19 protein-coding genes are annotated in these 24,822 nt (G+C 62.6%); 14 read left to right on the forward strand and 5 right to left on the reverse strand.

Annotation, left to right across the window (positions count from 1 at the left end):
- The 6 genes from RA20_RS15325 to RA20_RS15350 all read left to right on the forward strand — a co-directional run.
- Positions 1 to 963, forward strand: a 963-nt coding sequence (locus RA20_RS15325; RefSeq protein WP_039130562.1) for an aldehyde dehydrogenase family protein, incomplete at its 5' end; no start/stop codon positions are given.
- Between the two features lie 27 nt (positions 964 to 990).
- On the forward strand, positions 991 to 1,932 hold the full coding sequence (locus tag RA20_RS15330) for a LysR substrate-binding domain-containing protein (protein WP_039130564.1): 942 nt from the start codon (positions 991 to 993) through the stop codon (positions 1,930 to 1,932).
- A 103-nt stretch (positions 1,933 to 2,035) separates the two neighbouring features.
- Positions 2,036 to 4,105, forward strand: a complete 2,070-nt coding sequence (locus tag RA20_RS15335; protein ID WP_039130566.1) for an oxidoreductase — start codon at positions 2,036 to 2,038, stop codon at positions 4,103 to 4,105.
- Between the two features lie 2 nt (positions 4,106 to 4,107).
- Positions 4,108 to 5,247, forward strand: coding sequence for an acetylornithine deacetylase (gene argE, locus RA20_RS15340; protein ID WP_039130569.1), 1,140 nt, complete (start codon positions 4,108 to 4,110; stop codon positions 5,245 to 5,247).
- A gap of 10 nt (positions 5,248 to 5,257) precedes the next feature.
- Complete coding sequence (locus RA20_RS15345) at positions 5,258 to 5,638, forward strand: cupin domain-containing protein (protein ID WP_039130571.1); 381 nt, start codon at positions 5,258 to 5,260, stop codon at positions 5,636 to 5,638.
- Entirely contained in the window at positions 5,635 to 5,889 is a 255-nt protein-coding gene (locus tag RA20_RS15350) for a CBU_0592 family membrane protein (RefSeq protein WP_052249015.1), read from the forward strand. The genes RA20_RS15345 and RA20_RS15350 overlap by 4 nt, the downstream gene beginning before the upstream one ends.
- Here the strand turns inward: RA20_RS15350 and RA20_RS15355 are convergent.
- Positions 5,886 to 7,289: an aspartate ammonia-lyase gene (locus RA20_RS15355; protein WP_039130574.1), complete on the reverse strand. Its 1,404-nt coding sequence runs from the start codon at positions 7,287 to 7,289 to the stop codon at positions 5,886 to 5,888. The two genes, RA20_RS15350 and RA20_RS15355, sit on opposite strands and share 4 nt — an antisense overlap.
- Before the next feature lie 305 nt (positions 7,290 to 7,594).
- Here RA20_RS15355 and RA20_RS15360 point away from each other — a divergent pair, with 305 nt between their 5' ends.
- From RA20_RS15360 to RA20_RS15375, 4 genes are read left to right on the forward strand one after another with little or no spacing between them, the layout of a single operon-like run.
- On the forward strand, positions 7,595 to 8,674 hold the full coding sequence (locus RA20_RS15360) for an ABC transporter ATP-binding protein (RefSeq protein WP_039130577.1): 1,080 nt from the start codon (positions 7,595 to 7,597) through the stop codon (positions 8,672 to 8,674).
- A complete protein-coding gene (locus RA20_RS15365; protein WP_039130579.1) occupies positions 8,674 to 9,603 on the forward strand; it encodes an ABC transporter permease in 930 nt (309 codons plus the stop codon). Before RA20_RS15360 ends, RA20_RS15365 begins: the two co-directional genes overlap by 1 nt.
- 3 nt (positions 9,604 to 9,606) lie before the next feature.
- Positions 9,607 to 10,416, forward strand: a complete 810-nt coding sequence (locus RA20_RS15370) for an ABC transporter permease (RefSeq protein WP_039130583.1) — start codon at positions 9,607 to 9,609, stop codon at positions 10,414 to 10,416.
- A gap of 23 nt (positions 10,417 to 10,439) precedes the next feature.
- Positions 10,440 to 11,477, forward strand: coding sequence for an extracellular solute-binding protein (locus tag RA20_RS15375; protein WP_039130585.1), 1,038 nt, complete (start codon positions 10,440 to 10,442; stop codon positions 11,475 to 11,477).
- Positions 11,478 to 11,543: 66 nt separating this feature from the next.
- Here RA20_RS15375 and RA20_RS15380 read toward each other — a convergent pair whose 3' ends face one another.
- On the reverse strand, positions 11,544 to 12,596 hold the full coding sequence (locus RA20_RS15380) for a helix-turn-helix transcriptional regulator (RefSeq protein ID WP_039130587.1): 1,053 nt from the start codon (positions 12,594 to 12,596) through the stop codon (positions 11,544 to 11,546).
- Between the two features lie 125 nt (positions 12,597 to 12,721).
- Between RA20_RS15380 and RA20_RS15385 the strand changes: the two genes are divergently transcribed.
- Positions 12,722 to 14,770 carry an oxidoreductase gene (locus tag RA20_RS15385; RefSeq protein ID WP_039130591.1) on the forward strand — a complete coding sequence of 683 codons (2,049 nt, stop codon included), beginning with the start codon at positions 12,722 to 12,724 and terminating at the stop codon, positions 14,768 to 14,770.
- 72 nt (positions 14,771 to 14,842) lie between these two features.
- On the opposite strand, the gene RA20_RS15390 is transcribed toward RA20_RS15385, so the two are convergent.
- From RA20_RS15390 to RA20_RS15400, 3 genes are all read right to left on the reverse strand, one after another.
- Complete coding sequence (locus tag RA20_RS15390; protein WP_039130594.1) at positions 14,843 to 16,156, reverse strand: aspartate aminotransferase family protein; 1,314 nt, start codon at positions 16,154 to 16,156, stop codon at positions 14,843 to 14,845.
- Positions 16,153 to 17,685 carry a trimethylamine methyltransferase family protein gene (locus tag RA20_RS15395; RefSeq protein WP_039130596.1) on the reverse strand — a complete coding sequence of 511 codons (1,533 nt, stop codon included), beginning with the start codon at positions 17,683 to 17,685 and terminating at the stop codon, positions 16,153 to 16,155. The genes RA20_RS15390 and RA20_RS15395 overlap by 4 nt, the downstream gene beginning before the upstream one ends.
- A gap of 100 nt (positions 17,686 to 17,785) precedes the next feature.
- Entirely contained in the window at positions 17,786 to 18,751 is a 966-nt protein-coding gene (locus tag RA20_RS15400; RefSeq protein ID WP_052249016.1) for a LysR family transcriptional regulator, read from the reverse strand.
- 99 nt (positions 18,752 to 18,850) lie between these two features.
- On the opposite strand from RA20_RS15400, the gene RA20_RS15405 reads away from it, so the two are divergent.
- The 3 genes from RA20_RS15405 to RA20_RS15415 all read left to right on the forward strand — a co-directional run bounded on the left by RA20_RS15405 (position 18,851) and on the right by RA20_RS15415 (position 24,758).
- Complete coding sequence (locus tag RA20_RS15405) at positions 18,851 to 21,238, forward strand: GcvT family protein (RefSeq protein WP_039130599.1); 2,388 nt, start codon at positions 18,851 to 18,853, stop codon at positions 21,236 to 21,238.
- Entirely contained in the window at positions 21,235 to 23,649 is a 2,415-nt protein-coding gene (locus RA20_RS15410; protein WP_039130601.1) for a GcvT family protein, read from the forward strand. Before RA20_RS15405 ends, RA20_RS15410 begins: the two co-directional genes overlap by 4 nt.
- Before the next feature lie 206 nt (positions 23,650 to 23,855).
- The gene (locus tag RA20_RS15415) at positions 23,856 to 24,758 is read left to right on the forward strand and encodes a complex I NDUFA9 subunit family protein (RefSeq protein WP_039130604.1); all 903 of its coding nucleotides are present in this window, start codon (positions 23,856 to 23,858) and stop codon (positions 24,756 to 24,758) included.
- Positions 24,759 to 24,822 lie beyond the last annotated feature (64 nt).

Consider the following 24,822-nt stretch of genomic DNA (forward strand, 5'->3'; position numbering starts at 1 on the left):
GCGGCAGCGCTGGCAGCGGGCAATTCGGTGGTGCTGAAGCCGGCGGAGCAGTCGCCTTTGTCGGCGCTGCGGCTGGCAGAATTGGCGGCAGAGGCCGGGGTGCCCGATGGGGTATTCAACGTGGTGCCGGGCTATGGCGTCACCGCGGGCAAGGCGCTGGGGCTGCATATGGATGTGGACTGCCTCGCCTTCACCGGCTCCACCGGCATTGGCAAAATGTTCATGCAGTATTCGGGACAATCGAACCTGAAACAGGTCTGGCCCGAAACCGGCGGCAAGAGCCCCAATCTGGTGTTTGCTGACTGCGAGGACTTGGATGCCGCCGCCGACATGGCCGCCTTTGGCATCTTTTTCAATCAGGGCGAGGTCTGCTCGGCCAACTCACGGCTTTATGTGGAGCGTTCGGTCAAGGATGCCTTTGTCGAGAAGCTGATTGCCCGCGCCGAGGCAACCCAGCCGGGCGACCCGCTGGATCCGGCCTCGAAAATGGGGGCCATTGTCGATGAGAAGCAGACCGAGGGCATCATGCGCTTTGTCGAGGCGGGCAAGGGCACGGCCAATCTGGTCGCAGGCGGTGAGCGGGTAACCGTAGACGGCAAGGGCTGCTTTGTGCAGCCGACGATCTTTGATGATGTGAGCCACGACAACCCGCTGGCGCGGGATGAGATTTTCGGCCCCGTCCTGTCGGTGATCCCCTTCGACAGCGAGGATGAGGCGGTCGCCATGGCCAATGACTCGATCTATGGTCTCGCTGCGTCGGTCTGGACCGACAACCTCAGCCGCGCCTGCCGGGTGTCGGACAAGCTGCAAGTGGGCACAGTTTCGGTCAACACCGTGGACGCATTGTCGGCGCAGACGCCTTTTGGCGGCATGAAGCAGTCAGGTTTCGGACGGGATTTGTCTTTGCACTCGCTTGAGAAGTACACTGCTCTGAAAACAACCTGGATCAAGTACAAGGCTTGATCCGCCAAGCCCCGGGAGAGCCTGCCTTTGCCTGTCAGATACACGCTGCGCCAGCTTGAGTATTTTGTGGCAGTCGGGGAGGCGGGCTCAATCGCGCTGGCCTCGGAAAAGGTGAATGTGTCGTCGCCGTCGATCTCGGCGGCGATTGCGCAGCTCGAACAGGAGTTCGGGCTGCCGCTGTTTGTGCGCCAGCATGCGCAAGGGCTGGCGCTGACCCAGGCCGGGCGGGTGATGCTGGAGCAGGCCCGCACAGTTTTGCGTGAAGCCGACCGGATGATGGATATTGCCGGCGACATCTCTGGCCAGGTGCGCGGACCCTTGGCAGTGGGCTGCCTGCTGACCTTTGCCCAGGTGGTGCTGCCCTCGGTGCGCCGCGGGTTCGAGGACCGGTATCCGGATGTAAACGTGCGCCAGATCGAGCTGGACCAGGCGGCGATCTTCAGCGGCATCCGGCGGGCCGAGATCGATATCGCGCTGACCTATAATCTGGATATTCCTGCGGACCTGCGGTTCATCACCCTGGCGGAGCTTCCGCCTTATGCGCTGGTTGGCGAGGATCATCCGCTGGCGGACCGGGAGGATGTGACGGTCAAAGAATTGCGCGAGCATCCGATGGTGCTTTTGGACCTGCCGTTCAGCGCCGAGTATTTCCTGTCGTTCTTTCACGAGGCGGGGATAAAACCAAATGTGGCCGAGCGCACCCGCGACATGGCGGTGATGCGCAGCCTTGTGGCCAATGGCTATGGCTACTCCATTGCCAACATCCGCCCCATTAATGACCAGTCGCCGGACGGCAAGCCGCTGAAGTTCATCCCGATCCAGGGCGACCTCAGGCCGATGCGGATGGGGCTTTTGATGGCGCCGGATTCCGAGAACTCGATCACCATCCGCTCCTTTGTCGAGCATTGCTCGGAGCTGGTGGAAGAAGCCGCGCTGCCAGGGTTGAAGACGGCGCCGGAAGGGGCATGAGCCGCGGCTTAGCTGCAGGCTAATCAACGCTTTCGCAAGCTGAACTTTAGCAACGCGCCCAGTCCTGTACCCTTTTGGCACTCTTGCACGAAGGAGATGGAAATTGCGCGATCCCCGCTATGATATTCTGTTTGAGCCGATGAACATCGGCCCGCTCACAGCCAAGAATCGCTTTTATCAGGTGCCCCATTGCAACGGCGGCGGCTACCGTGATCCGTCGGCTGCCGCCGCGATGCGCGGCATCAAGGCCGAAGGCGGCTGGGGTGTCATCTTCACCGAACAGTGCGAGATGCATCATACCTCGGAAATCACCCCGTTCATCGAACTGCGCCTGTGGGAGGACAAGGACATCCCGCAGCTGCGCAAGATGTCAGAGCGGATGAAGACCCATGGCGCGCTGGCTGGTATTCAGCTGGCCTATTCCGGCATCAACGGTCCGAACCTTTACACCAAGGAAGTGCCGCTGGCGCCGTCCGCACTGCCGATCCGCACCTTCACCAATGACCCGGTGCAGGCGCGGGCGCTGGACAAGCAGGACATCAAGGACCTGCGCCGCTGGTTCGTGAATGCGGCGAAACGATCCAAAGAGGCCGGCTTCGACCTAATCTGCCTTTACGGTGCGCATGGCTTTGGCATCTTCCAGCATTTCCTGAGCCGCGCCACCAACCAGCGCTCGGATGAATACGGCGGCAGCCTGGAGAACCGTTCGCGGTTCAGCCAGGAAGTGATCGCAGACATGCGCGATGCGGTGGGCGACACCATGGCGATAACCCTGCGGGTGTCGCTGGATGAGACCATTGGCGAACTGGGCTTCTCCAATGCTGAGGTGCGCGACTACATCGAGATGAACAAGGACCTGCCGGACCTTTGGGACTTGGCGCAGGGCACCTGGGAAGACTGCTCAGGCCCGTCGCGGTTCAAGGAAGAGGCGGCGCAGGAGCAGCTGGTGCGCGGCATTCATGAGCTGTCGGACAAGCCGATTGTCGGTGTCGGCCGCTTCACCAGCCCGGATGTGATGGCCAAGATGGTGAAATCCGGCACGCTGGACTTCATCGGCTGCGCGCGGCCGTCGATTGCCGATCCCTTCCTGCCTAAGAAGATCGAGGAAGGCCGGATTGAGGATATCCGCGAATGCATCGGCTGCAACATCTGCATCACCGGCGACATGACCATGTCGATCAGCCGCTGCACGCAGAACCCGACCTTCATGGAGGAATGGCGCAAGGGTTGGCATCCGGAGAAGATGAACACCAAGGGCGACAGCTCCAACGTGCTGGTGGTCGGCTCCGGCCCCGCGGGCCTGGAAGCCGCCTGGGCACTGTGCCGCCGCGGCTACGACGTGGCGGTGGCCGAGGCCAAGGATGTGATCGGAGGCCGGGTGACCCGCGAGCGCACTCTGCCGGGCCTCAATGCCTGGGGGCGTGTGGTCGACTACCGCGATTATCAGCTGAGCCAGCGTCCGAATGTGGAAATCTACCGCGAAAGCCCGCTGGATGCGGACAGCATTCTGGAATTCGGCTTTGAAAACGTCTGCATCGCCACCGGCTCCACCTGGCGCCGCGACGGGGTCTCGCGCCAGCATGTGGTGCCGATGCCGATTGCCGAGGGCGCCAAGGTCTATACACCCGATGACCTGATGGACGGTACGATCCCCGAAGGCCGCGTGGTGGTCTATGATGACGACCACTATTACATGGGCGGGGTTTTGGCCGAGCTGCTGGCCTCCAAGGGTGCGCAGGTGACGCTGGTCACGCCGTCGGCCTTTGTCAGCGATTGGACCAACAACACGCTGGAGCAAGTGGCCATTCACCCGCGTCTGGTCGAGGCCGGAGTGGAGATTGTGCTGAACCGTGGTGTGACCGAAATTCACCCGGGCCATGTGGTCAGCAACTGCACCTACACCGACCGTACCTGGATCATCGAGGCGGACGCTGTAGTGATGGTTGCATCCCGCACAGGCAACGACAGTATCTACGAGGACCTGCGTGCCCGGGAAGCCGATTGGGCGGATGCCGGCATCAAGTCCGTCAAGATCATCGGCGATGCCAGCGCGCCGGGGCCGATTGCCTGGGCGACCTATGCGGGCCACCGTTACGCCCGCGAGCTGGACGGCGCGGACATCGGCGATGCGTTGCCCTTCCGCCGCGAGATCACCGAGCTGGCCGTGGACTGACGATGACAGCAACGCTGGACATACTGGAGCGGCTGACCGGGTTCAACACGGTCAGCCGCAACTCCAATCTGGAGCTTGCAGCCTATGTGGAGGGGTTCCTGGCCGAGCGCGGCTTTGCCGTGATGCGGCTGCCGTCGCCGGATGGTTCCAAGACCGGGCTTTACGCCGAGAAAGGCCCGGCGGGGCAGGGGGTTCTGCTGTCTGCCCACACCGATGTGGTGCCGGTGGACGGGCAGGGCTGGACCCGCGATCCCTTCCGGCTGACCCGGGACGGAGACCGCGTCTATGGCCGCGGCACGACCGATATGAAGGGATATGTCGCGAGTGCCTTGGCATTGGCGGACCGGGCGGCGAAGGCGGATCTGAAAGAGCCGCTGAAGATCGCGCTGTCATATGACGAGGAAATCGGCTGCGTTGGTATCCAGGAAATGCTGGAGCGTCTGGCGCCGCTGATCGGCCAGCCGCGGGCCTGTTTCGTGGGGGAACCGACAGAAATGGAGGTCGCCATCGGCCACAAAGGCAAAGCCGCCTTGCGCGCGGTGTGCCACGGTCAAAGCGGCCATTCCGCGCTGGCGCCCAACTTCACCAACGCTTTGCACCTTGCCGGGGATTTCCTGGCCGAACTGCGCGCGCTGCAGGAGGATTTCGCCGCAAATGGCGCGCGGGATGCGGCCTATGCGGTGCCGTATTCCACCGTGCATGCCGGCAAGATGAGCGGAGGCACTGCATTAAACATCGTGCCGGACCGTGCCGAGCTGACATTCGAGTACCGCCATTTGGCGGCCGACCGGGGCGCGGACATCCTGGCCCGCATTGAGGCAGCCGCCAAGCGCGTTAGCGATCGCTACCCGGAGCAGGCCCGTGTCGAGGTGGAGCAGTACAACGCCTATCCCGGCCTCGACGTGCCTGCGGACAGCGCGGTTGTCCCCTTTGCCCAGAAGCTTGCCCAAAGCAACAGCACCACCAAGGTCGCCTTTGGCACCGAAGCCGGGTTCTTTGACCAGCTGGGCGTTCCCACCGTGGTTTGCGGCCCCGGCTCGATGGACGGGCAGGGGCACAAGCCCGACGAATATCTGGAGCTGAGTCAGCTCGCAGCGTGCGATGCGATGATGGACCGGATTCTGGACGATCTGACAGATTGAGGAAAAGAACATGACAATGACAGCCTATCTGCAAACCATGGAGCGCGGAGACCTGGATTCCTGGGGAACGCCCGAGGATATCGGATCGGAAACCGTCGAAGGCGCGCCGGAATGTGCCGGCAGTTTCGATCTGGGCAGCCCGGATGATCCGGTGTTCGGCGGTTTGTATTCAGTGACCAAGGGCAAATACCGCGTGACTTACGGCTTCCACGAGCACGCAACCCTGCTGGACGGCGAGGTGGCGCTGACCAATGAGGCGACCGGAGAGACCGTGGTATATGGCCCTGGCGACAGCTGGATCATTGCCAAGGGTACTCCGGTGCTGTGGGACATTCGCAGCGATGTGGCGCGCAAGTCCTACCTGGCGGTGACCACGGATATCCCTGCGTGATTGCCGAAATCGCCTGGTACGACGCTCTTGGCTTAATCGGATCGGTGATCATTGTCGTGGCCTACTATCTGGCCACGCGCAATCTTCTGCCAGCGGATAGGATCCCGTTCAACGCCGCCAATATCGCAGGCGGCGCGCTGGTGATGATCTCGCTGGTCTACCGGCCAAACCTGGGTGCCATTGTGATCGAGGTGATGTTCCTGCTGATTGCACTGCTCGCCATTTGGCGGAACTTGCGGGCCAGAGCTTAACGCTCCGGCCCGTTCAGCATGGCAGCGGGCGACAGCACCGCGTCAATCTTCTCCGCAGGCAGGCTCCCGGCTTCCTCCAGCACCGCGCGGATGCTGCGGCCGCTGGCCAGGGCCTCCTTGGCGATCCTGGCGGCGGCGTCATAGCCCAGATGCGGCGCCAAGGCGGTGGCCAGCACTAGGCTGTTGTCCAATAGCGCCGCGCAGCGGTCCCCGTTGGCGGTGATGCCGGTCACGCATTTCTGCGTCAGAACCTCGACGGCGTTCTTCAGAATCCGGATCGATTCCAGAAGGTTATAAGCCACTACCGGCTCCATCGCGTTGAGCTGCAGCTGGCCTGCCTCGGCGGCCATGGTGATAGTGAGGTCATTGCCGATCACCTGGAAGCAGACCTGGTTGACGACCTCGGGGATCACCGGATTGACCTTGCCCGGCATGATCGAAGATCCCGCCTGCACCGCCGGCAGGGTGATCTCGCCAAGCCCCGCGCGCGGGCCCGAGGACAGCAGCCGCAGGTCGTTGCAGATCTTCGAGAGCTTCACCGCCACCCGTTTCAGAATACCGGAATAGGCGACAAAGGCGCCGAGGTCGGAGGACGCTTCGATCAAGTTCCCGGCTTGCTTCAGGTCGAACCCGGATAGTTCCGACAGGTATTGCAGTGCCAGCGGGGCATAGCCGGGCTCGGCGTTCACCCCGGTCCCGATGGCGGTGCCGCCGAGGTTCACCTCGGTCAAGAGCTGGCTGATGTCGCGCAAGCGGTCGATGTCTTCGCCTACAGTGACGGCGAAGGAGGCAAACTCCATCCCCAATGACATCGGCACCGCGTCTTGCAGCTGGGTGCGGCCGACCTTGGCGATACCGTCAAAAGCCTCGGCCCGGTCTTCAAAAGCCTGCTGCAACCCGCGCAGTGCTGCGCACAGCGGTGCGGTGCTGGCCAGCACCGCCAGCCGGATCGCGGTCGGGTAGACGTCATTGGTGGACTGGCCGTGGTTCACATCGTCATTGGGGTGCAGATGGGTGTATTCCCCAGGCGCGCGCCCCATCCAAAGGAGCGCGAGATTGGCGATCACCTCGTTGGTGTTCATGTTGGTGGAGGTGCCGGCCCCGCCTTGGATCATGTCGACGCTGAAATGCGCGTGGTGCTGGTCCGCGATGATGCTTGCGCAGGCCGCAGTGATCGCGCCCGCCTTGTCAGGCTCCAGCCCGCCGGTTTCTGCGTTGGCGCGGGCAGCGGCGGATTTGACCATCGCCAGTGCGCGCACCAGCGCCGGGAAATGCGACAGCGGCACGCCGGTGATCGGGAAGTTCTGCCGGGCGCGCTCGGTCTGGATGCCGTGCAGGCAGTCTGCAGGCAGTCCGACCGGTCCGATCGAATCCTGTTCCTGGCGTGTGGTGTGCATCATCTCTGGTCCTGGCCGCTGTGAAACTCCGCCCTTGCCTAAGAGCCGCGCGGCAAGCCGGTAAAGACGCGGTTTCCTTGCCAGCGGTTAGGATTCCGCAAAGCCGCTAGGAAGGGTTCGCAATGCGCCTCCTTAGCACGTTTTCCCTCTACTTTGATTGACCATAGGGCGTTGAAAAAAATAGAAAAACAAAGGTTAGGCAGAGACTAACATTTGCTGAGGGAGTCAATTCTTAATGCGGGCCTCTGCGCTTCCTATGCTGGGACAAACGTCAAGCGGCATTGAGGGAGGCGCAAGTGTCGGAGAGGATGTCAAACGCGATTGATGTGCGTAACGCGGTCAAGCGCTATGGGGACTTCACGGCCCTCAAGCGCATATCGCTGACCATCAAGGATAATGAGTTCTTTACTCTGCTGGGGCCCTCGGGCTGCGGCAAGACAACGCTCTTGCGGATGATCGCAGGGTTTGAGGATGTGACCGAGGGCGAGATCCTCCTTTACGGGGATGAGATCGAGAAACTGCCCCCGCATCAGCGGCCGGTGAACACGGTGTTCCAGAACTATGCGCTGTTTCCGCATATGACCATTCTGGAAAACGTCGCCTTTGGCCTGGAGATGCGCGGCAAGTCCAAGTCCGAGGCCCGCACCCGCGCCGGCGAAATGCTGGAACTGGTGCAACTGTCGCAATTCGCTGCACGCAAACCGTCCCAGCTCTCAGGCGGCCAGCAGCAGCGTGTGGCGCTGGCGCGTGCGCTGGCGCCACAGCCTAAAGTCCTGCTGCTGGACGAGCCGCTGTCGGCACTCGACCTGAAGCTTCGCAAGGCGATGCAGCTGGAGCTGAAGCACCTGCAGCGGGAAACCGGGATCACTTTCATCTTTGTGACCCATGACCAGGAAGAGGCGCTCACCATGTCCGACCGCATCGCGGTGATGTCGGCAGGCGAGATGCAGCAGCTGGGCAGCCCGACCGAGATCTATGAACAGCCGCGCAACATGTTCGTGGCGGATTTCATCGGCGAGACAAACCTCTTGGAGGTGTCGGTTGATCAGGTGATGAACGGCCGGGCGGTTTGCCATCTGGGCGGCGGCCATGCGCTGACCTGCAACTCGGTGGAAGGCATCGGCGTTGGCTCCAAGGTGCATATGTCGGTGCGGCCCGAGCGGCTGTTCACCACGGATGTGCCGGTCGAGGGCGAAGCGCTGAAGGGCCGCGTGGTCGAGAATATCTTTGTCGGCACCGACATCAGCACAATTGTCGATCTGGCCGAGGGGCCGCAGTTCATCGTGCGGACCTCGAATTCCGAGCGCGGCAACAAGCGCATCTTTGAGCCGGGCAGCGAGATCTTTGTCAATATGGAGCTGGGGGCCGGGCGCCTCCTGGTGGACTGATGGCAGCAGGTGCAGCAAGCGGCGGCAGCGCAACAACAGACACATACAAGGAAGCACGCAACTGGCTGCTGCTTCCCTCCTGGGCGGTTCTGGGGATCTTTGTCCTCGCGCCCGTATGCATGATGCTGGTCTATTCCTTCCTGACCAAGGAATTCCGCGGCGGGGTGATCTGGGAGCCTTCGCTGGCGGCCTATGATCAGTTCTTCTTTGACCGCGGGCTGTTCGGCGACGAGCCGGCCAAGATCGAATGGACCTATATCACCATTTTCTGGCGCTCGATCTGGCAGGCCGGCGCGGCGACGCTGCTCAGCCTGGTGATCGGCTTCCCGACGGCCTACTTCATCGCCACACGGCCCGAGCGCGTGCGCCCGTTCTGGGTGTTCCTGATCACCATCCCCTATTGGGTGAACCTGCTGATCCGCACCGTGTCGATGAAGTTCCTGCTGCGCGATCAGGGTCCGCTCAATGACTTTCTGATCGGCACCGGCCTGATCGACAGCCCGATCCATATCGTCAACACCAACTTTGCGGTGCAGCTGGGGCTGTTCTACTCCTACCTGCCGTTCATGGTGCTGCCGATCTATGCAGCTGTCGAACGCTACAACTTCTCGCTCAGCGAGGCCGCCGCGGATCTCTATGCGCCGAAATGGGTTACCCTGCGCCGCATCGTGCTGCCCGCGATCAAACCGGGCGTCATCGCAGGCTGCATCCTGGTGTTTGTGCCCTCGATGGGCTCCTTCCTGGCCCCCGACCTGCTGGGCGGCGCCAAGAATTTCATGATCGGCTCGCTGATCGAGGAGCAGTTCAAGGGCAACGCGGGCAACTGGCCCTTTGGGGCGGCAGCGTCGATGATCCTGCTGACCATGGTGCTGATCATCCTGCTGATCTTTGCCCGCCAGCAATCCAAAGCCGAAAACGCAGGGAGCTGAGCCATGGCAACCGTCAACAACGACATCAAGACCTACAAGGGCTTCCGTGCCATCACCCTGCTGTGCCTTCTGGTGCTCTATGCGCCGCTGGTGATCGTGACGATCTACAGCTTCAACGCTTCGGCCTCGATCACCAACTGGGAAGGCCTCAGCTTCCGCTGGTACGCCGATGTCTTTACCGGCCCGGAAAGCGACAAGTTCAAGGTGGCGGCGTTCAACAGCTTTACCATCGCGATCATGGCGGCCACCGCCTCGACCACCATTGCCACCCTGGCGGCCACCGCCATGGTGCGCGGCGGCAAGTTCAAACTGCGCACGGTGTCTTTCGGCCTGATCTCGCTGCCGCTGATGGTGCCCGAGATCGTGACCGCGGTGGCAACGCTGATTTTCTTCAACTCGATCGGCTTCACCCGCGGCTACCTGACCATCCTGGTTGCCCATATCGCCTTCTGTATCCCCTTTGCCTATCTGCCGATCTCGGCCCGGATGCAGGGCATCGAGGACAGCTTTGAGCAGGCGGCGATGGACCTTTATGCAACCAAGCGCCAGGCCTTTACCAAAGTGCTGATGCCGCTGATGGCGCCGGGGATCATCTCGGGCTTCCTGCTGGCCTTCATCGTCTCGCTGGACGACTTCATCATCACCAATTTCGTTAAGGGCGCCGGTGTTGAAACCCTGCCCACCGCGATCTTCGGCTCGGTGAAACAAGGGATCAAACCCAACATCATGGCGATCTCAACCATGCTGCTGAGCTTCTCCATCGTGATGGTCACCATCAGCTATTTCGTCAGCAAATCAGACAACACCAAATAAGTCTCAACACGGAGGAAACGGAAATGAAAACCATGCTGAAAACCACCGCAGCGGCTATCGCGCTGACGGTTGGCGCAAGCGCTGCAGCCGCGGAAGAGAAGCTGGTTCTCTACCACTGGTTTGAATACATGCCGCAGGAGGTTTTGGACAAATTCACCACTGAAACCGGGATCAAGGTTACCATGGATACCTATGATTCCAATGAGGCGATGCTAGCGTCGCTGAAGGCCGGCGGAATGGGAACCTATGACCTGGCGGTGCCGGGCGACTATATGGTCAGCATCATGGCGGGTGAGGGCCTGCTGGACACCATCGCGGATGGCGAACTGGCGAACAAAGGCAATATTGCCCCGGAATGGGCCAACCCCAGTTTCGACCCGGGCCGGGCGTCCTCGATCCCTTACCAGTGGGGCTCGACCTCCTTTGCGGTGAACCGCGACACCTATGACGGCGACATTCAAACCACTGACATCCTGTTCAATCCGCCCTCGGAACTGTCGGGCAAGATCAACATGCTGGACAGCCAGGGTGAAGTAATTGCGATGGCTTCTCTGCATCTGGGAATTCCGCAGTGCTCCACTGACCGTGAGCAGCTGAAGGCGCTGAATGCGCTCCTGCAGCGCGCCAAGCAGCATTGGGCATCTTTCAATAGCGATACCGCCAAGGAAGTGCTGGTGTCGGGCGATGCCGCTGTCGGGCAGATCTATGATGGTTTTGCGGCCAAAGCCCGCGAAGAAGGCGCCAATGTGGAATACGCCTATCCGACCCAGGGCTACATTGCCTGGATGGACAACGTCGTGCTTCTGAAAGATGCGCCAAACCGCGGCAACGCTCTGAAATTTATGGACTTCCTGCTGCAGCCGGAAAACATCGCCCTGGTCACCAACTATGCGCAGTACAACGCCGGTGTCACAGGCGTGAGTTCTTTCCTGGACCCGGCTCTGGCCGCACAGCCTGAAAAGAACCCCCATGCAAATGCGGGTGAGGGCGTGTTCATTGAGGTCTGCGACGAGCAAACCCAGGCCGTTTATGATCAGATCTGGACCAACCTGAAAAAGTAATACCTCCCCTGGTAGTCCGTCAGGACAGCCTGCCCCGGGTGCTGCGCGCCCGGGGCTTTTTCATGGTTAGTTTGCGGGGGACCCAATGTGGCCCAGCAGCATAAGGAACAACTCCCGTTCAGTGGTGATGTCGAGCTTGCGGTAGATCCGTTTGCGGTGGTTCTTAACGGTGCCTGCAGAAATGCCTAAGGTTTCCGCGACACTAACCGTTGGCTGGCCGCGCAAAATCAGCCCGCAGATGGCGGCCTCCCGCTGTGTCAGCCTGTCACGGAACAGCTGTTGCAGTACGGTTTCGAAATCGAGGGAAGCCTCTGCAGCCAGACGCGGGATCAAAAAGGTGATGCGCCCGCCGGGAGCAAGAGCGAATTCTTCGTCCAGCGGCTCGCACAAGACTTGTGCCTGGCCTGCGGCAATGGGGATGCCAGGTGTGCGGCGCGCTGCACTGACGGCTTCCGAAACCGCCAGATCCTGTCCTGCCATTGCAAGCCAGTTCGCATCGGCAAAGGCGGTCTTGCCGCTGCTGTCTTCTATCAGGAAGGCGTCTGCTTCCGGAAACCCGGTCTCCTGTCCGGCGCCATCCTCCAGCTCTGCCAGCACCAGCTCCTGATTACGCTTGTGCAAGGCGTGAAGGGTTGGAAACAGCGTCCTTAGAAGTGCCAGTTCGCTGTGGCTGAATCTCTCGTGCCGGAGAAAGAAGTAATTGTCCGCATGGCCGCCGATCTTCGGGCAGATCAGCGCGATTTCATCTGCCATGCCGGTGCGCGGCTGGAAGCTGGCCACATAGCTTTCCAGGCTTTCCTTGATCCGGCCCGAGGCTTTGGCCAGAGAAGCCAGGCTGAGCAGTCCCGATTGCCCGGTTTCGCGCCAGTGGCGGAAAAAGGGATCGAACCGGTACGCCCCAGCCAAGTAGGCGGAAATCTCCTGATCCGGTACGTTGTCATGGATAAAGTAATGCGGCACCGCATAGCGCGAATACTGCAGTACCCCGCTGGTGCCGGCCTGCAAGAACTGGCCTAGCGCGTCTAGCAGCGCCCGCTGAAAGCCCGGCCGGCCGCAAAGCCGCACAGGCTCCGCCAGATCGGGGAAAGGCATCCGCGGCGGTGCAGGATTGTCATGCATGGGCAAAGGCTTCGCGGTCTGGAAAGGGGTCCCTTTAGGGACCCTACTGCGTCAGGCCGCCTTGGGTAAAGCTGGGTTTGAAACGGCTGCGTCAGTTCGCAGGCAGCCAGCAAGGGAGACCCAGCATGACACGTGATCCGCGCTATGACATTCTGTTCGAGCCTGTGAAAATCGGCCCTGTGACTGCCAAGAACCGCTTTTACCAGGTGCCGCATTGCTCGGGCACCTCCGACAACGCGCCTGATGCCAACACCCGTATGCGGGAAATGAAGGCCGAGGGCGGCTGGGGTGTTGTCTGTACCGAAATCGCCGAGATTGCCAATACCACCGAGTTCTGGCCGTTTCCCTCCCTGCACCTGTGGACCGACGACGACATCAAGCGCATCGCCCGGATGCCCGAAGCGGTGCACCGCTATGGCGCCTTGGCGGGGGTTGAACTGGGCCATGTCGGCCTGGCGGCGGGCAACCGCGCCTCGCGCACGCCGCCTTTGGGGCCGGGCTCCTTCCTGACGCTGGAGTCGGTGGAGCCGTTCCAGTCCAAGATGATGGACAAACAGGACATCAAAACCGTCCGCGAACAGCATATCGCGGCGGCGGTGCGTGCCAAGAAAGCCGGGTTCGACATTATCTACGCATACGCCTCGCACGGGCTGTCGATCTTCAGCCAGTTCCTGCAGACCAAGTACAACTCGCGCTCGGATGAGTACGGCGGATCTTTGGAAAACCGTGCCCGCTTGCTGCGCGAAGTACTGGAAGGCATGAAAGAGGCTGTTGGGGATACCAGCGCCGTGGCCTTCCGCTTTGCCGTCAATGAGGTCGATGGCGACCTGACCCAAGGCCAGGAACTGGTGGAAATGCTGAAAGACATCCCGGACTTGTGGGACGTGAACCTGTCGGATTGGCCGGAGGACAGCCAGACCTCGCGGTTCTCCAAGGAAGGGTTCCAGGAAGAGCAGATCGCCTTTGTGAAGGGGATCGTGAACAAGCCGGTGGTGAGCGTTGGCCGCTTCACTTCACCCGACACCATGCTGAGCCAGGTGAAGCGCGGCGTGCTGGATCTGGTCGGCGCGGCGCGGCCGTCGATTGCTGATCCGTTCATTCCGAACAAGATCAACGAAGGCCGAGTGGATGACATCCGCGAATGCATCGGCTGCAACATCTGCGCCTCGGGCGAGCTGTCCTATGCACCGATGCGCTGCACCCAGAACCCCACAGTGATGGATGAGTACCGCCGCGGCTGGCACCCCGAGAAGGTGGAGCCGAAGGGTTCGGACGACAGTATCCTGATCGTTGGCGGCGGCCCCGCCGGGCTGGAATGCGCCAATGTGCTCTCCAAGCGCGGCTATGATGTGACGGTGGCCGATGCTCGCGCTGAGCTGGGCGGGCGGGTCAAGCGCGAGGCCGGCTTGCCGGGGCTGGCAGAGTGGATCCGGGTAGCGGACTATCGGCTTTATGCGCTGCAGCAGCTAGGGAATGTAAACCTCTACACGGAATCGCTCCTGACAGCGGAAGATATCCTGGACTTCGGAATGGAGCATGTGGTGCTGGCCACCGGCGCCAAGTGGCGCCGCGACGGGGTTGGGCGCTGGAACCAAACGCCGGTGCTGCGCGGGGATGAGGCAAATGTGCTGACACCGGACGATCTGCTGGACGGCGCCGGAGTCTCGGGCCCGGTGGTGATTTATGACGAGGACGGTGCCTATATGGGCAATGTGCTGGCGGAAAAGCTGGTGAAGGAGGGGCATCAGGTTACCTATGTCACTCCGGCCAACGAGGCCGCGCCCTACCTGGCGCTGACCATGGAGCAGCACAAGGTGATCGCCCGGCTGATGGAGCTGGGGGTGCGGATCGAGCGGCTGAAGATGCTGGAGAGCGTTGCCGATGGCGTGGTCAAGCTGGCCTGTGTTCACGGCGGCGAGGGCTTGGAGCTGGCGATGGGCACAATGGTTCTGCTGACCTCGAAACTGCCGGAGGACGCGGTCTATCAGGAACTGATGGCACGCAAAGCGGAGTGGGCTGATGCGGGGATCAAGTCGGTGTCGCGGATCGGCGATTGCGTGGCGCCGAGCATCATTGCGGCGGCCGTGCACTCCGGCAGCAAATGGGCGCGGGATCTGGACCAGGAAGAGGTGCCGGTGCCGCCTTATCTGCCGATGCCGGTCAATCCGGCGTAAAGCACACTCCATTACAGATAGGAACCGTCCGGCCGAGAGGCCGGACGGTTCCCTCAGAGCTTCAATTGGACCTCAAAGGCTGCCGAAGGCGCGGTCGAGGCCGTCATGGACATGGTCCACGTCCTCAAGCGACAGGCACATCGGCGGCACCATGCGCAGGCAAGACTGGTAGGCGCCGGATTTCGACAGGATGATCCCGCTTTCGCGCGTTGCTTCGAACACGGCCGCGGTGGTCTGCGGGTCGGGTTCCTTGGTTCTTCGGTCTTTGACCATCTCAATCGCCAGCATCAGGCCGCGGCCGCGGACGTCGCCGATTGCCGGATACTTCTCCTTCAGCGCATGCAGACGCTCCAGCAAGGCGGCGCCGACGGTGCGGGCGTTCTCCTGCACTTTGTCCTCCTTCAGAACCTGCAGCACGGCGCGGCCTGCGGCGCAGGAGGTCGGGTTGGCGCCATAAGTGTGGAACATGAACTTCTCGGCCATCGGAGCGGCAATTTCCTTGCGCGCCACGACAGCACCCAGCGGGAAGCCGTTGCCGATGCCCTTGGCCATCACCACGATGTCGGGAATAACGCCATCAGCCTCAAAGCCCCACATGTGGTCGCCGGTGCGCCCGAAACCGGCCTGCACCTCATCGGCAATCAGCAGGCCGCCCGCCGCGCGCACCCGATCGGCGGCGCCGGTCATATAGCCCTTGGGCATTTCAACGATTCCGCCATAGCCCTGCACGCTTTCGATGAACATGCCCGCGACCCGGCCGGAAGTGGCAGTGTGGATGGTGCGTTCAATCTCGTCCAGATAGGGCTGGGCACCGGCGTTCTCGCCAAAGATGCCGCGGTACTGGTGCGGCTCTGCGACAAATGCGACGTTGCCGGGCATGCCGGGATGGCGCCAGCCGGAGATGCCGGTGATCGACTGCGCTGCCGCCGTGGGCCCGTGATAGGCCGAGCGCAGCGCCAAGAGGTCCAGGTTGCCGGTGTAGCTGCGCGCCATGGTCATCGCGAGGTCAACCGCCTCGGAACCGGAGTTGGTGAAATGCACCACCCATTCGATATCGCCGTTCGGGTTCGGCATGGTGGCCGCCAGTTCCTCGGCAAAGTGTGCAGGGACGGGATGGTAGAACATGGTGGTGCAGTGGGTCAGTTCCTGCGCCTGTTCCATTGCCGCCGCGACCACCTTGGGGTGGCTGTGGCCGACCGAGATGCAGACGTTCATGCCCAGAAGGTCGGTGTATTTACGGCCCTCCACGTCCCACAGGTACTGCATAGATCCCTTCTTGAAGACCATCGGGTCCTTGAACGGGATGAATTTGCGCTGAGAAGCGGCGTAGTAGTTGTCGCGCCGTTCGGCGGTCTCAACCAGGGTCCAATCCGTGTGCAGGGTCATGTTTTTCCTCCCTCGATCTCCTTGGTGCGGCGGGCGACAAAATCGTCCAGCGCCGCACGGATTCCGGTGTCCATTGATGGTTGTTCGTAGTCGCTAAGCAGCTGTTTCACCCGGGCGGTTGCGCGTTCGTGCTGCCATAGCGCGCCCTCGGCATTCCACTGCTCGTAAGTGCCGTTGTCGGACATGTCGCCCATCCAGAAGGCGGTCTGGTAGTTGTCCTGGGTGTGCTGGGCGCCCAGGAAATGGCCGCCGGGCTCAACCTCGAAAAAGGCGTCCATCGCCTGTGCCGCTTCGGAGAAATCGACGCCCTTGATAAAGCGCTGCATGGCTGAGCAGCGGTCAGCGTCCATCACGATTTTCTCGTAGCCGGTGGTCAGCAGCCCTTCCAGGCAGCCGGTGGCGTGGATGATGAAGTTAACACCGGCCAGCGCCGCGCCCATCAGCTGCGCCTGGCTTTCATAGCCAGCCTGTGCGTCCGGCACCTTGGCCGCGGTCAGTCCGCCGACCGAGTGGAAGGGCAGGCCCAGCCGGTCCGCCAATGTCTTGGCGCACATCTGAAACTGGGTGCCTTCCGGGGTGCCGAATGTCGGCGCGCCGGTTTTCAGGCTGATCGGAGAGAAGAAAGTGCCAAAAGCCGCAGGCGCGCCGGGGCGGATCAGCTGGATCAAGGCAACGGAGGCCATCACCTCGGCCAATACCTGCGCCAGGGTGGCGGCAACCGAGACCGGCGACATCGCGCCGCCCAGCACAAAGGGTGAAACTACGGTGCATTGCCCGGCCTGCGCGTATTCCTTCAGCGCCCAGAGCATGGTTTCATCCATCACCAAGGGCGCGTTGGTGTTGACCACGGAATAGAGCACGCAGTTGTTGTCGACAAACTCGTGCCCCATGGCGATGCGGCACATCTCGATGGTGTCGCGGGCGCGTTCCGGCGCCGTGACGGCCCCCATGAAGGGTTTGTCGTTCATCGTCAGGTGCGTGTGCGCCATATGCAGGTGGCGCAGCTCGACCGGTACGTCGACGGGTTCTACCACCACCCCGCCAGAATGGTTCACCGCGCCAAGGCTATGGTGCAGCTTGGTGATGTTCTTGAAGTCCTCCAGCGTTGCATAGCGGCGCCCCTTTTCCATGTCATGGACGAAAGGCGGGCCGAAGCTCGGGGCATAGACCTGCGCATCGCCGCCGATCTGCACCGAACGGGCCGGGTTGCGGGCGTGCTGCCTAAACACGCTTGGCGCGGTCTTGATCTTCTCGCGGCACCAGCCGGGGTCGAACCGCACCCGCTCGCCGTCCACCCGGGCGCCGTGTTTCTTGAACAGTTCCAGCGTTTCCGGGTCACCGCGGAAGTCCATGCCGATCTCATCCAGGATCCGGTCGGCGTTGCGCTCGATGATGGCGACGGCTTCGTCGCTGATCAGGCTGACCAGCCCGGTCTGCCGGATCGTATACGGCGCCGCCAGCGTGCTTTGCGCGGCGCGGGCGGCCATGCGCTCTTGCCGTCCGGCGCGGCGGGTGGATGTGCGGGCCATACAGGGCCTCCGTTGCGGTCACGTCTTGCATCAGACATGGCAAGGATTCTGCCGCCCGCACAGCAAAACCTAGCAACATTAGCTGCATTAATGATGCGGATTAGGAAGGGTAGATAACGCTGCCCGCCGCCTGGGGCATCAGCCGTTCAAAGCTCTGCCGCATGATACGGCCGCTTTCCTGCGCAACCTTGGCGGGGATATCCCCCAGCTGCCCGGCGCGCGAGATTGCCACGATGGAGCGTTTGAACCCGGCAAAGGGCAAGGGTTCGATGCGCAGCGCCATCCCTTCGGCAATGGCGTCGATCAGCAGCGAGGGGGTGAGGATGGCAAAGCATTTGCCGGTTATCACGCCAGCCACCACCATCGAGGCGCGGTCTGCCTCCATCGACCGCGGCAGGTCCAGCCTGCAGCGCTGCAGGTGCTGATCGGTGCGCCGCCCGACCGGCGCGTCGGCGCTGAAGCGGACCATGGACAAACGTTCGCTGATCTCGTGGATGTCGTTGGTAGGGCCGTCATAATCCATTGGAAGAACCAGGAAAAATGGCTCCTCCAGAATTGGTGCGCAGTCATAATCCGTAAGGTCGAACTGCGGATCAGAGGTGATGGCAATGTCAATGCTGCGGGCATTCAGCGCGGCCTGATGATCGGTCGCCAGCCCCGCCGAGAGGCTCAGCTCCGGAATACCCAGACCGCCGCGCACCATATCCAAGAGGCCGGGCGTCAGCGTGGTGGCGATGGAGGCCAGCAAGGCCACCCGCAGGATCGGCATCGAGCTTGAGTGCAGATAGCGCAGCTCGGAGCGCAGATCCTCCACTTCGCTGAGGATGCGGAAGGTGCGGCGGCGCAGAATCTCGCCCGCATGGGTCAGCTCCAGCGGGCGGCGGGAGCGGTTGAACAGCGGCGCATCCAGCGCCCATTCCAGCTTTTTCAGCTGCTGGGACACCGCGGATTGGGTCATCCCCAGCGTTGCCGCCGCTGCCGTGACATGGCGGGAATCGGCCACAGCCATGAAGACCTCCAGCGCCCGCAGCAGGTTAACGTCCGATTCCGCCTGCGTTTTCTTCATTATTTCTGACTTTCATTAGTCTTTCTAATTGTCGGAGCAAATTCTTGTGCTGCGCCTCCGCGCAAGTCAATCCTGCGTCAAACATCGAAAGGGTTCTGCATGGCGCAGATCATCATCATTGGCGGCGGTGCTATCGGGCTGGGGCTGGCCTATCACCTGGCCGGGCGGGCTGAAGTTACGCTCTTGGAGCGCAACCAGCTGACCAGCGGCACCAGCTGGCACGCCGCTGGCATCGTTGGGCCGCTGCGCGCGACGCCGAATATGACCGAACTGGCGATGTATGCAGGCGAACTGTTTCCAAAGCTGGAAGACGAAACGGGCCTATCGACAGGTTACCGCCAGACCGGCGGCTATTGGATTGCCCGGGAAGAGGCGCGGATGGATGAGCTGCACCGGATCGCAGCTCTGGGTCGGCATTTCGGACTGACACCGTCTATCGTCGCGGCAGACGGGATTGATGTGCCGGGGCTGGATCTGCACGGGGTCGTGGGTGCCCTGCGGGTCGAGGAAGACGCCAATGTGAATCCGGTCGACCTCTGCATGGCCTATGCTAAGGCCGCCCGCGCCAAGGGGGCGGTGATCCGCGAAGGCGTGCAGGTTGAGGCGCTGCTGGTCGAAAACGGCAGCTGTAAGGGGGTGCGGATGGCGGATGGCACGGAAATGCTGGCCGATCAGGTGGCGCTTTGTGCCGGGGCCTGGTCGAAACGCCTGGCTGATGCCGCCGGAGTCGCACTGCCTTTGCAGGCGGTTGAGCATATGTATGTGGTGACCGAGGTGATGCAGGGCCTGCCCAATCCCTATCCGGTGCTGCGCGACCTGGACCGCGGCATCTATGTGAAGGGCGATGCGGGCAAGCTGGTCTTTGGCGGGTTTGAACCGCAGGCCAAGGTCTGGGATGCCTACGGCCCCGAGGGCGACCGCCCGTTCCTGGAAATGCCTGAGGACTGGGACCAGTTCATGCCCTTCATGGAAGCCGCACTGGCGTTGGTCCCCGGGCTGGAAAGCGCAGGCATTCAGCACTTCATGAACGGGCCTGAGAGCTTCACCAACGACACCCGACCGCTGATCGGCCAGACGCCGGAGATGGACGGGCTCTATGTGGCGGCCGGGATGAACTCGGTGGGCGTTATGTCTTCGGCCGGCGTGGGCCGGGTGCTGGCCGATTGGATGCTGGCAGGCGAGCCGCCGATGGATCTGTGGGAAGTGGACATTGCCCGCGTTGACCCTTTGGCCGCCGGGCAGGCGCATATCGAGACCCGGATGGAAGAGGCCGTCAGCGATGCATTTGCCTTGCATTGGCCTTTCAAGCAGCCGAAGGCGGGCAGGGGCCTGCGCAAGTCCGCTCTGCATGACCGCTGGGCAGCGGCGGGGGCGCATTTCGGCCTGACCGCGGGCTGGGAGCGCGGTTTATGGTACGCGCAGGATGGCAGCGAGCGCAGCCTGCCCTATTCAGTGGGTGATCAGCCCTGGTACCCGATTGCCTGCCGTGAAGCAGTGGTGATGGGCGAGGGCGCGGTGATGCTGGACCTCTCCCCATTCGGCAAGTTCGATGTGCAGGGGCCCGAGGCTGTGGCGCTGATGCAGTATCTCGCTGCGGGCGACGTGGACGTGGAGCCGGGCCGTGCGGTCTATACGCCGATGCTGAACGCCAAGGGCGGGATTGAGGCGGATGTGACCATCACCCGCTTGGCAGAGGATCATTTCCGTATCACCTCCGGTGCGGCCACCAGGCGGAAAGACCTTGCCTGGCTGCGCCGCCGGGCCTTGGGATACGAGGTGACGGTACGCGATGCGACCGAAGAAGAATGTGTGATCGGCGTCATGGGCGCCGGCGTGCGGGCGGTGCTGGAGGGCTTGAGCTCTGATGATTGGTGGGCCTTTCCCTTCTCCACCGCCCGCGTCGTGACCGTAGCGGGACAGCAAGTGCGGGCCACACGTGTGAGCTTCGTTGGAGAGCTCGGCTGGGAGCTGTCGGTGCCGGAGGCCTCCGCAGCCACCGTGTTTGACGCGCTCAAAACAGCTGGAGTGCAGCCGATGGGTCATTTCGCGCTGGAGGCCTGCCGGATCGAAAAAGGGTTCCGCGCTTGGGGCCATGACCTGGGGCCGGAGATCACGCCGCTGGAGGCGGGGCTAGGTTTTACCGTGGCTTGGGGAACAGACTTTATGGGCAAGGACGCTTTGGTCCGGCAGAAAGCCGATGGCCTCAGCCGCCGGATGCTCCTGTTCAATCTGCCCGGCCACCCTCTGGTGCTGCATGATGAGCCGGTGCTGGAAGAGGGCCGGGTGGTGGGCTTCACCACCTCTGGCGGGCGCGGCGCGCGCACTGGCCTCACCCTGGCGCTGGCGCTGGTGGAGGTGCAGCCGGGTGAGACCCTGACCGAGACCTGCGCCCGGGCATTTGAAATCGAAATCGCAGGGCAGCGCTATGGCGCGGAGGCGCTGCGGCGCCCGCCCTTTGACCCCTCTGGCGAACGGATGAAAGCATGACCACAACAGACGCAAATGTCCTGATCATCGGCGGCGGCGCCATGGGGGTGTCGCTGATGTATCACCTGGCCAAGGCTGGGTGGACAGACGTGGTGCTGACCGAGAAGAACGACCTCACCCATGGCTCCACCTGGCACGCGGCCGGACTGTGCACCCATTTCGCGCATAACCCCACCATTCTGGAGCTGCGGGCAACTTCCGTAAGACTCTACCGCGATATCCTGCCGGAAGAGACCGGCGATACCTGCGGCTTCCACCGCTCGGGCGCGATGCGGATCACCTCGAACCCGGACCGGATGGATGAATTTGCCCATGTGGCGGGGCTCAGCCGCTTTACCGGCTATGACCTGCAGATGCTGACGCCGGATGACGTTGAGCGCCTGCACCCGCTGGCCCGCACTGAAGGCATCCTTGGAGGCATTTATGAGCCGGACGACGGCCACGTGGACCCCTCGCTGGCGACCAACGCAATGGCCAAGGCGGCGCGGGCCAATGGCGCCATCATCCTGCGCTACAACCCGGTGTCCTCGATCCGGCGCGAAGACGGCGTTTGGGTGGTGGAGACAGAGAAAACCACCATCCGTGCGCGTCACCTTGTCAATGCGGCCGGTACCTGGGGCTGGGAAGTGGGGCATATGATGGGGCTCAACATCCCCTCGGTGCCGGTGCTGCACCAGTATCTGGTGACCGACACGGTGCCTGCGGTGGCGGACCGCATCGCCAAGGGCCTGCCCGAGCTGCCGATGATCCGGGACCCGGAGGAAAGCTGGTATGTGCGCCAGGAGCGTGACGGGCTGATCCTGGGGCCATACGAGAAAGACGCCCAGCCCTGGTCAATCGACGGCTGCCCGCCGGATTTTGGCGCCGACTTGATGCCGCCGGATCTGGACCGGGTGGAACATATCATCATGGCGGCCATGGAACGGATCCCGGCGCTGGAGACCGGCGGGGTGAAATCGGTGGTCAACGGCCCGATCACCTTTACCCCTGACGCCAACCCTCTGATCGGCCCGGCGCATGGGCTGGAGAACGCCTGGCTGCTGACCGGCTCCTCGATGGGGGTGATGGAGGGCGGCGGCGCGGGCTGGTTCCTGGCCCATTGGATGACCCACGGCGCGCCGCCAATGGATGCGCTGGCAGTGGACAGCCGCCGGTTCGGGTCGTGGGCCGACCGGGACTACCGGGTTGAGAAAGCCATCGAATGCTTCGGCCTGCAGTTCGGCGTGCATTACCCGCATGAGGAACGCCCGGCGGCCCGCGGCAAACGGCTGTCGCCAATCCATGACCTGATGGTCGAGCGCGGCGCGGTGATGGGCGCAGCTTATGGCTGGGAGCGGCCGAACTGGTTCTCGAAGAAACCCGGCGACAAGGCTGTGCCCAGCTTCCGGCGCTCCAACTGGTTCGAACCGGTGGCGCAGGAATGCCGGACGGTGACCGGGGCGGTGGGCCTGGCGGATATGTCGGTGTTCTCGAAATTCGACGTCACCGGCCCGGATGCGCGCGCCTTTGTCGACTCGATCGGTGCCAACCGGGCGCCCAAGGTAGGGCGCATCGGCCTGACCCACGCTTTGACCCCGGCCGGCGGGACGCAATCCGAGTTCACGGTCTCGGTTCTGGACGAAGATCATTTCTACCTGACCTGCGCTGCGGCGGCCGAGGAAATGGACGAGGATCTGCTGCGGACGCGATCCAAAGGGTTTGATGTGACGATCAGCCGGGTGAGCGAAGATTTCGGCGTGCTGGGGCTGATGGGGCCGAAGTCGCGCGAAGTGCTGGCTGGGCTGACAGATGCAGACCTAAGCGAAGGTTTCCCTTGGCTCTCGGTGCGCGAGATCACCGTGGCGGGGATTCCGGTACGTGCGCTGCGGGTCTCCTATGTAGGTGAATTGGGCTGGGAGCTGCATGCGGATGCCGTCCGGATGCCGGAACTGTTCCTGGCGCTGGAGGCGGCGGGTAAGCCGCACGGGCTGGGCTTCTTCGGCGCCTTCGCGATGAATGCGATGCGGCTGGAGAAGGGCTATCGCGCCTGGGGCGCCGATTTCACCACCGAACGCACCCCGGCCGAGACCGGCGCTGGTTTCATGATCAAGATGGACCATGAATTCACCGGCAAAGACGCATTGGCGCAGCGGATGCAGGCAGATGGCCGCTGGGAGATGGTGCTGCTGGAGATCGAAGCCCGTGACGTTGACCCCTTCTATGCTCATGGCGTGCTCCAGCAAGAGCGGGTGGTCGGCATGGTAACCTCTGCTGCACATGGCCACCGCACCGGGAAAACACTGGCTTTGGCATATCTTCGCGACCGGGCTGCGCGCGATGGGTTGTGCGTTGACCTGCTTGGAAAGCGGCTGCCTGCGCGGGTGCTGACGCAGCCGCCCTTTGATCCCGGAAATGCGCGCCTGAAAGGATAGGCGCAAGCGCGGCCATCGCCGGAAATCTTTTGAATACAAACTTGTAGCGCGGCAAGTGGCCTGTGCCGCCAGCCGCGCTATCTGTAGGCGCAGCTATTGGTTGTTTCCGCCTGGCTGCATAACCGGGTTGAGCGGAAACGGCTATGAGCGTGCGCGGATTATGCAGGATCCACGGCTGCAACAGGACCTGGCAAGGAAGATTTCCGATGACGACCAGTGCCCGGAATGTGATTGTGCTTGGCGGCACGGGTTTCCTTGGCCGGAGGGTCGTGCGCCGGCTGGTCAGGCATGGCTGCCAGGTGAGTGCCGGAACGCGGTCCCCCGGAGCTGCAGCCGCCTGCAGACTGAAATGGGGCGGCGAAGTGCGGATTGTCCGGACGGATCTGGGCGACAGTACCGCACTGAAAGCCGCCCTTGCCAGCTCAGGAACAGTGATTAACTGCATTGGATTTTATGCCGAAACCGGCGGTGAGACTTTCCAGGACATTCATGTCGATGCTGCCCGGCGGATTGCGCGGCTGGTGAAGGAACATGGCGGCCAGCGTCTGATTCACGTCTCCGGAATAGGGGCAAACCTGCGTTCAGGGTCGGCCTATGTGCGTGCCCGGGCAGAAGGCGAAGCCGCAGTGCGCAGCATATTCCCCGGTGCATTCATTTTGCGGCCAAGTGTTATGTTCAGCCGCAGCGGTGCCTTTTTCAGGGACTTGCAGGGCATTGTTGACCGGCTTCCGGTTATTCCGATGTTCGGGCGCGGGAATACCAAACTGCAGCCGGTTTGGGTAGGCGATACCGCCGAAGCAGCCTGCCGTATCGTGGATGGTGCTCGAGCCCGAAGGCGGGTGTTTGAGCTTGGCGGTCCCGACATCTTCCGCTACCGGGAAATCCTGGAGCGGCTGGCCGTCCGCTCTGGGCGCCGACGCCTGATGCTGCCGGTTCCCTTCATACTGTGGCGCTTTGGGGCAGCGCTGCTGTCGCCGCTGCGGCGGCCGCCGGTGACTCAGGCGCAGATCGCCCTGATGCGCCGCGATAACACTGCCGGCGGGAATGCAGCAGCCTTTTCGGATCTTGGCATGGAGCCGCATTCCGCCATCGCCATGGGGCTGGTCTGACAGGATTTTGCCTTGCGGCAATGCCTGCAGTGAATGCCCGCACCAGACAAGCCCGGTGCGGGCG

The organism is Leisingera sp. ANG-Vp (genome assembly GCF_000813725.1).
Lineage (GTDB): Bacteria > Pseudomonadota > Alphaproteobacteria > Rhodobacterales > Rhodobacteraceae > Leisingera.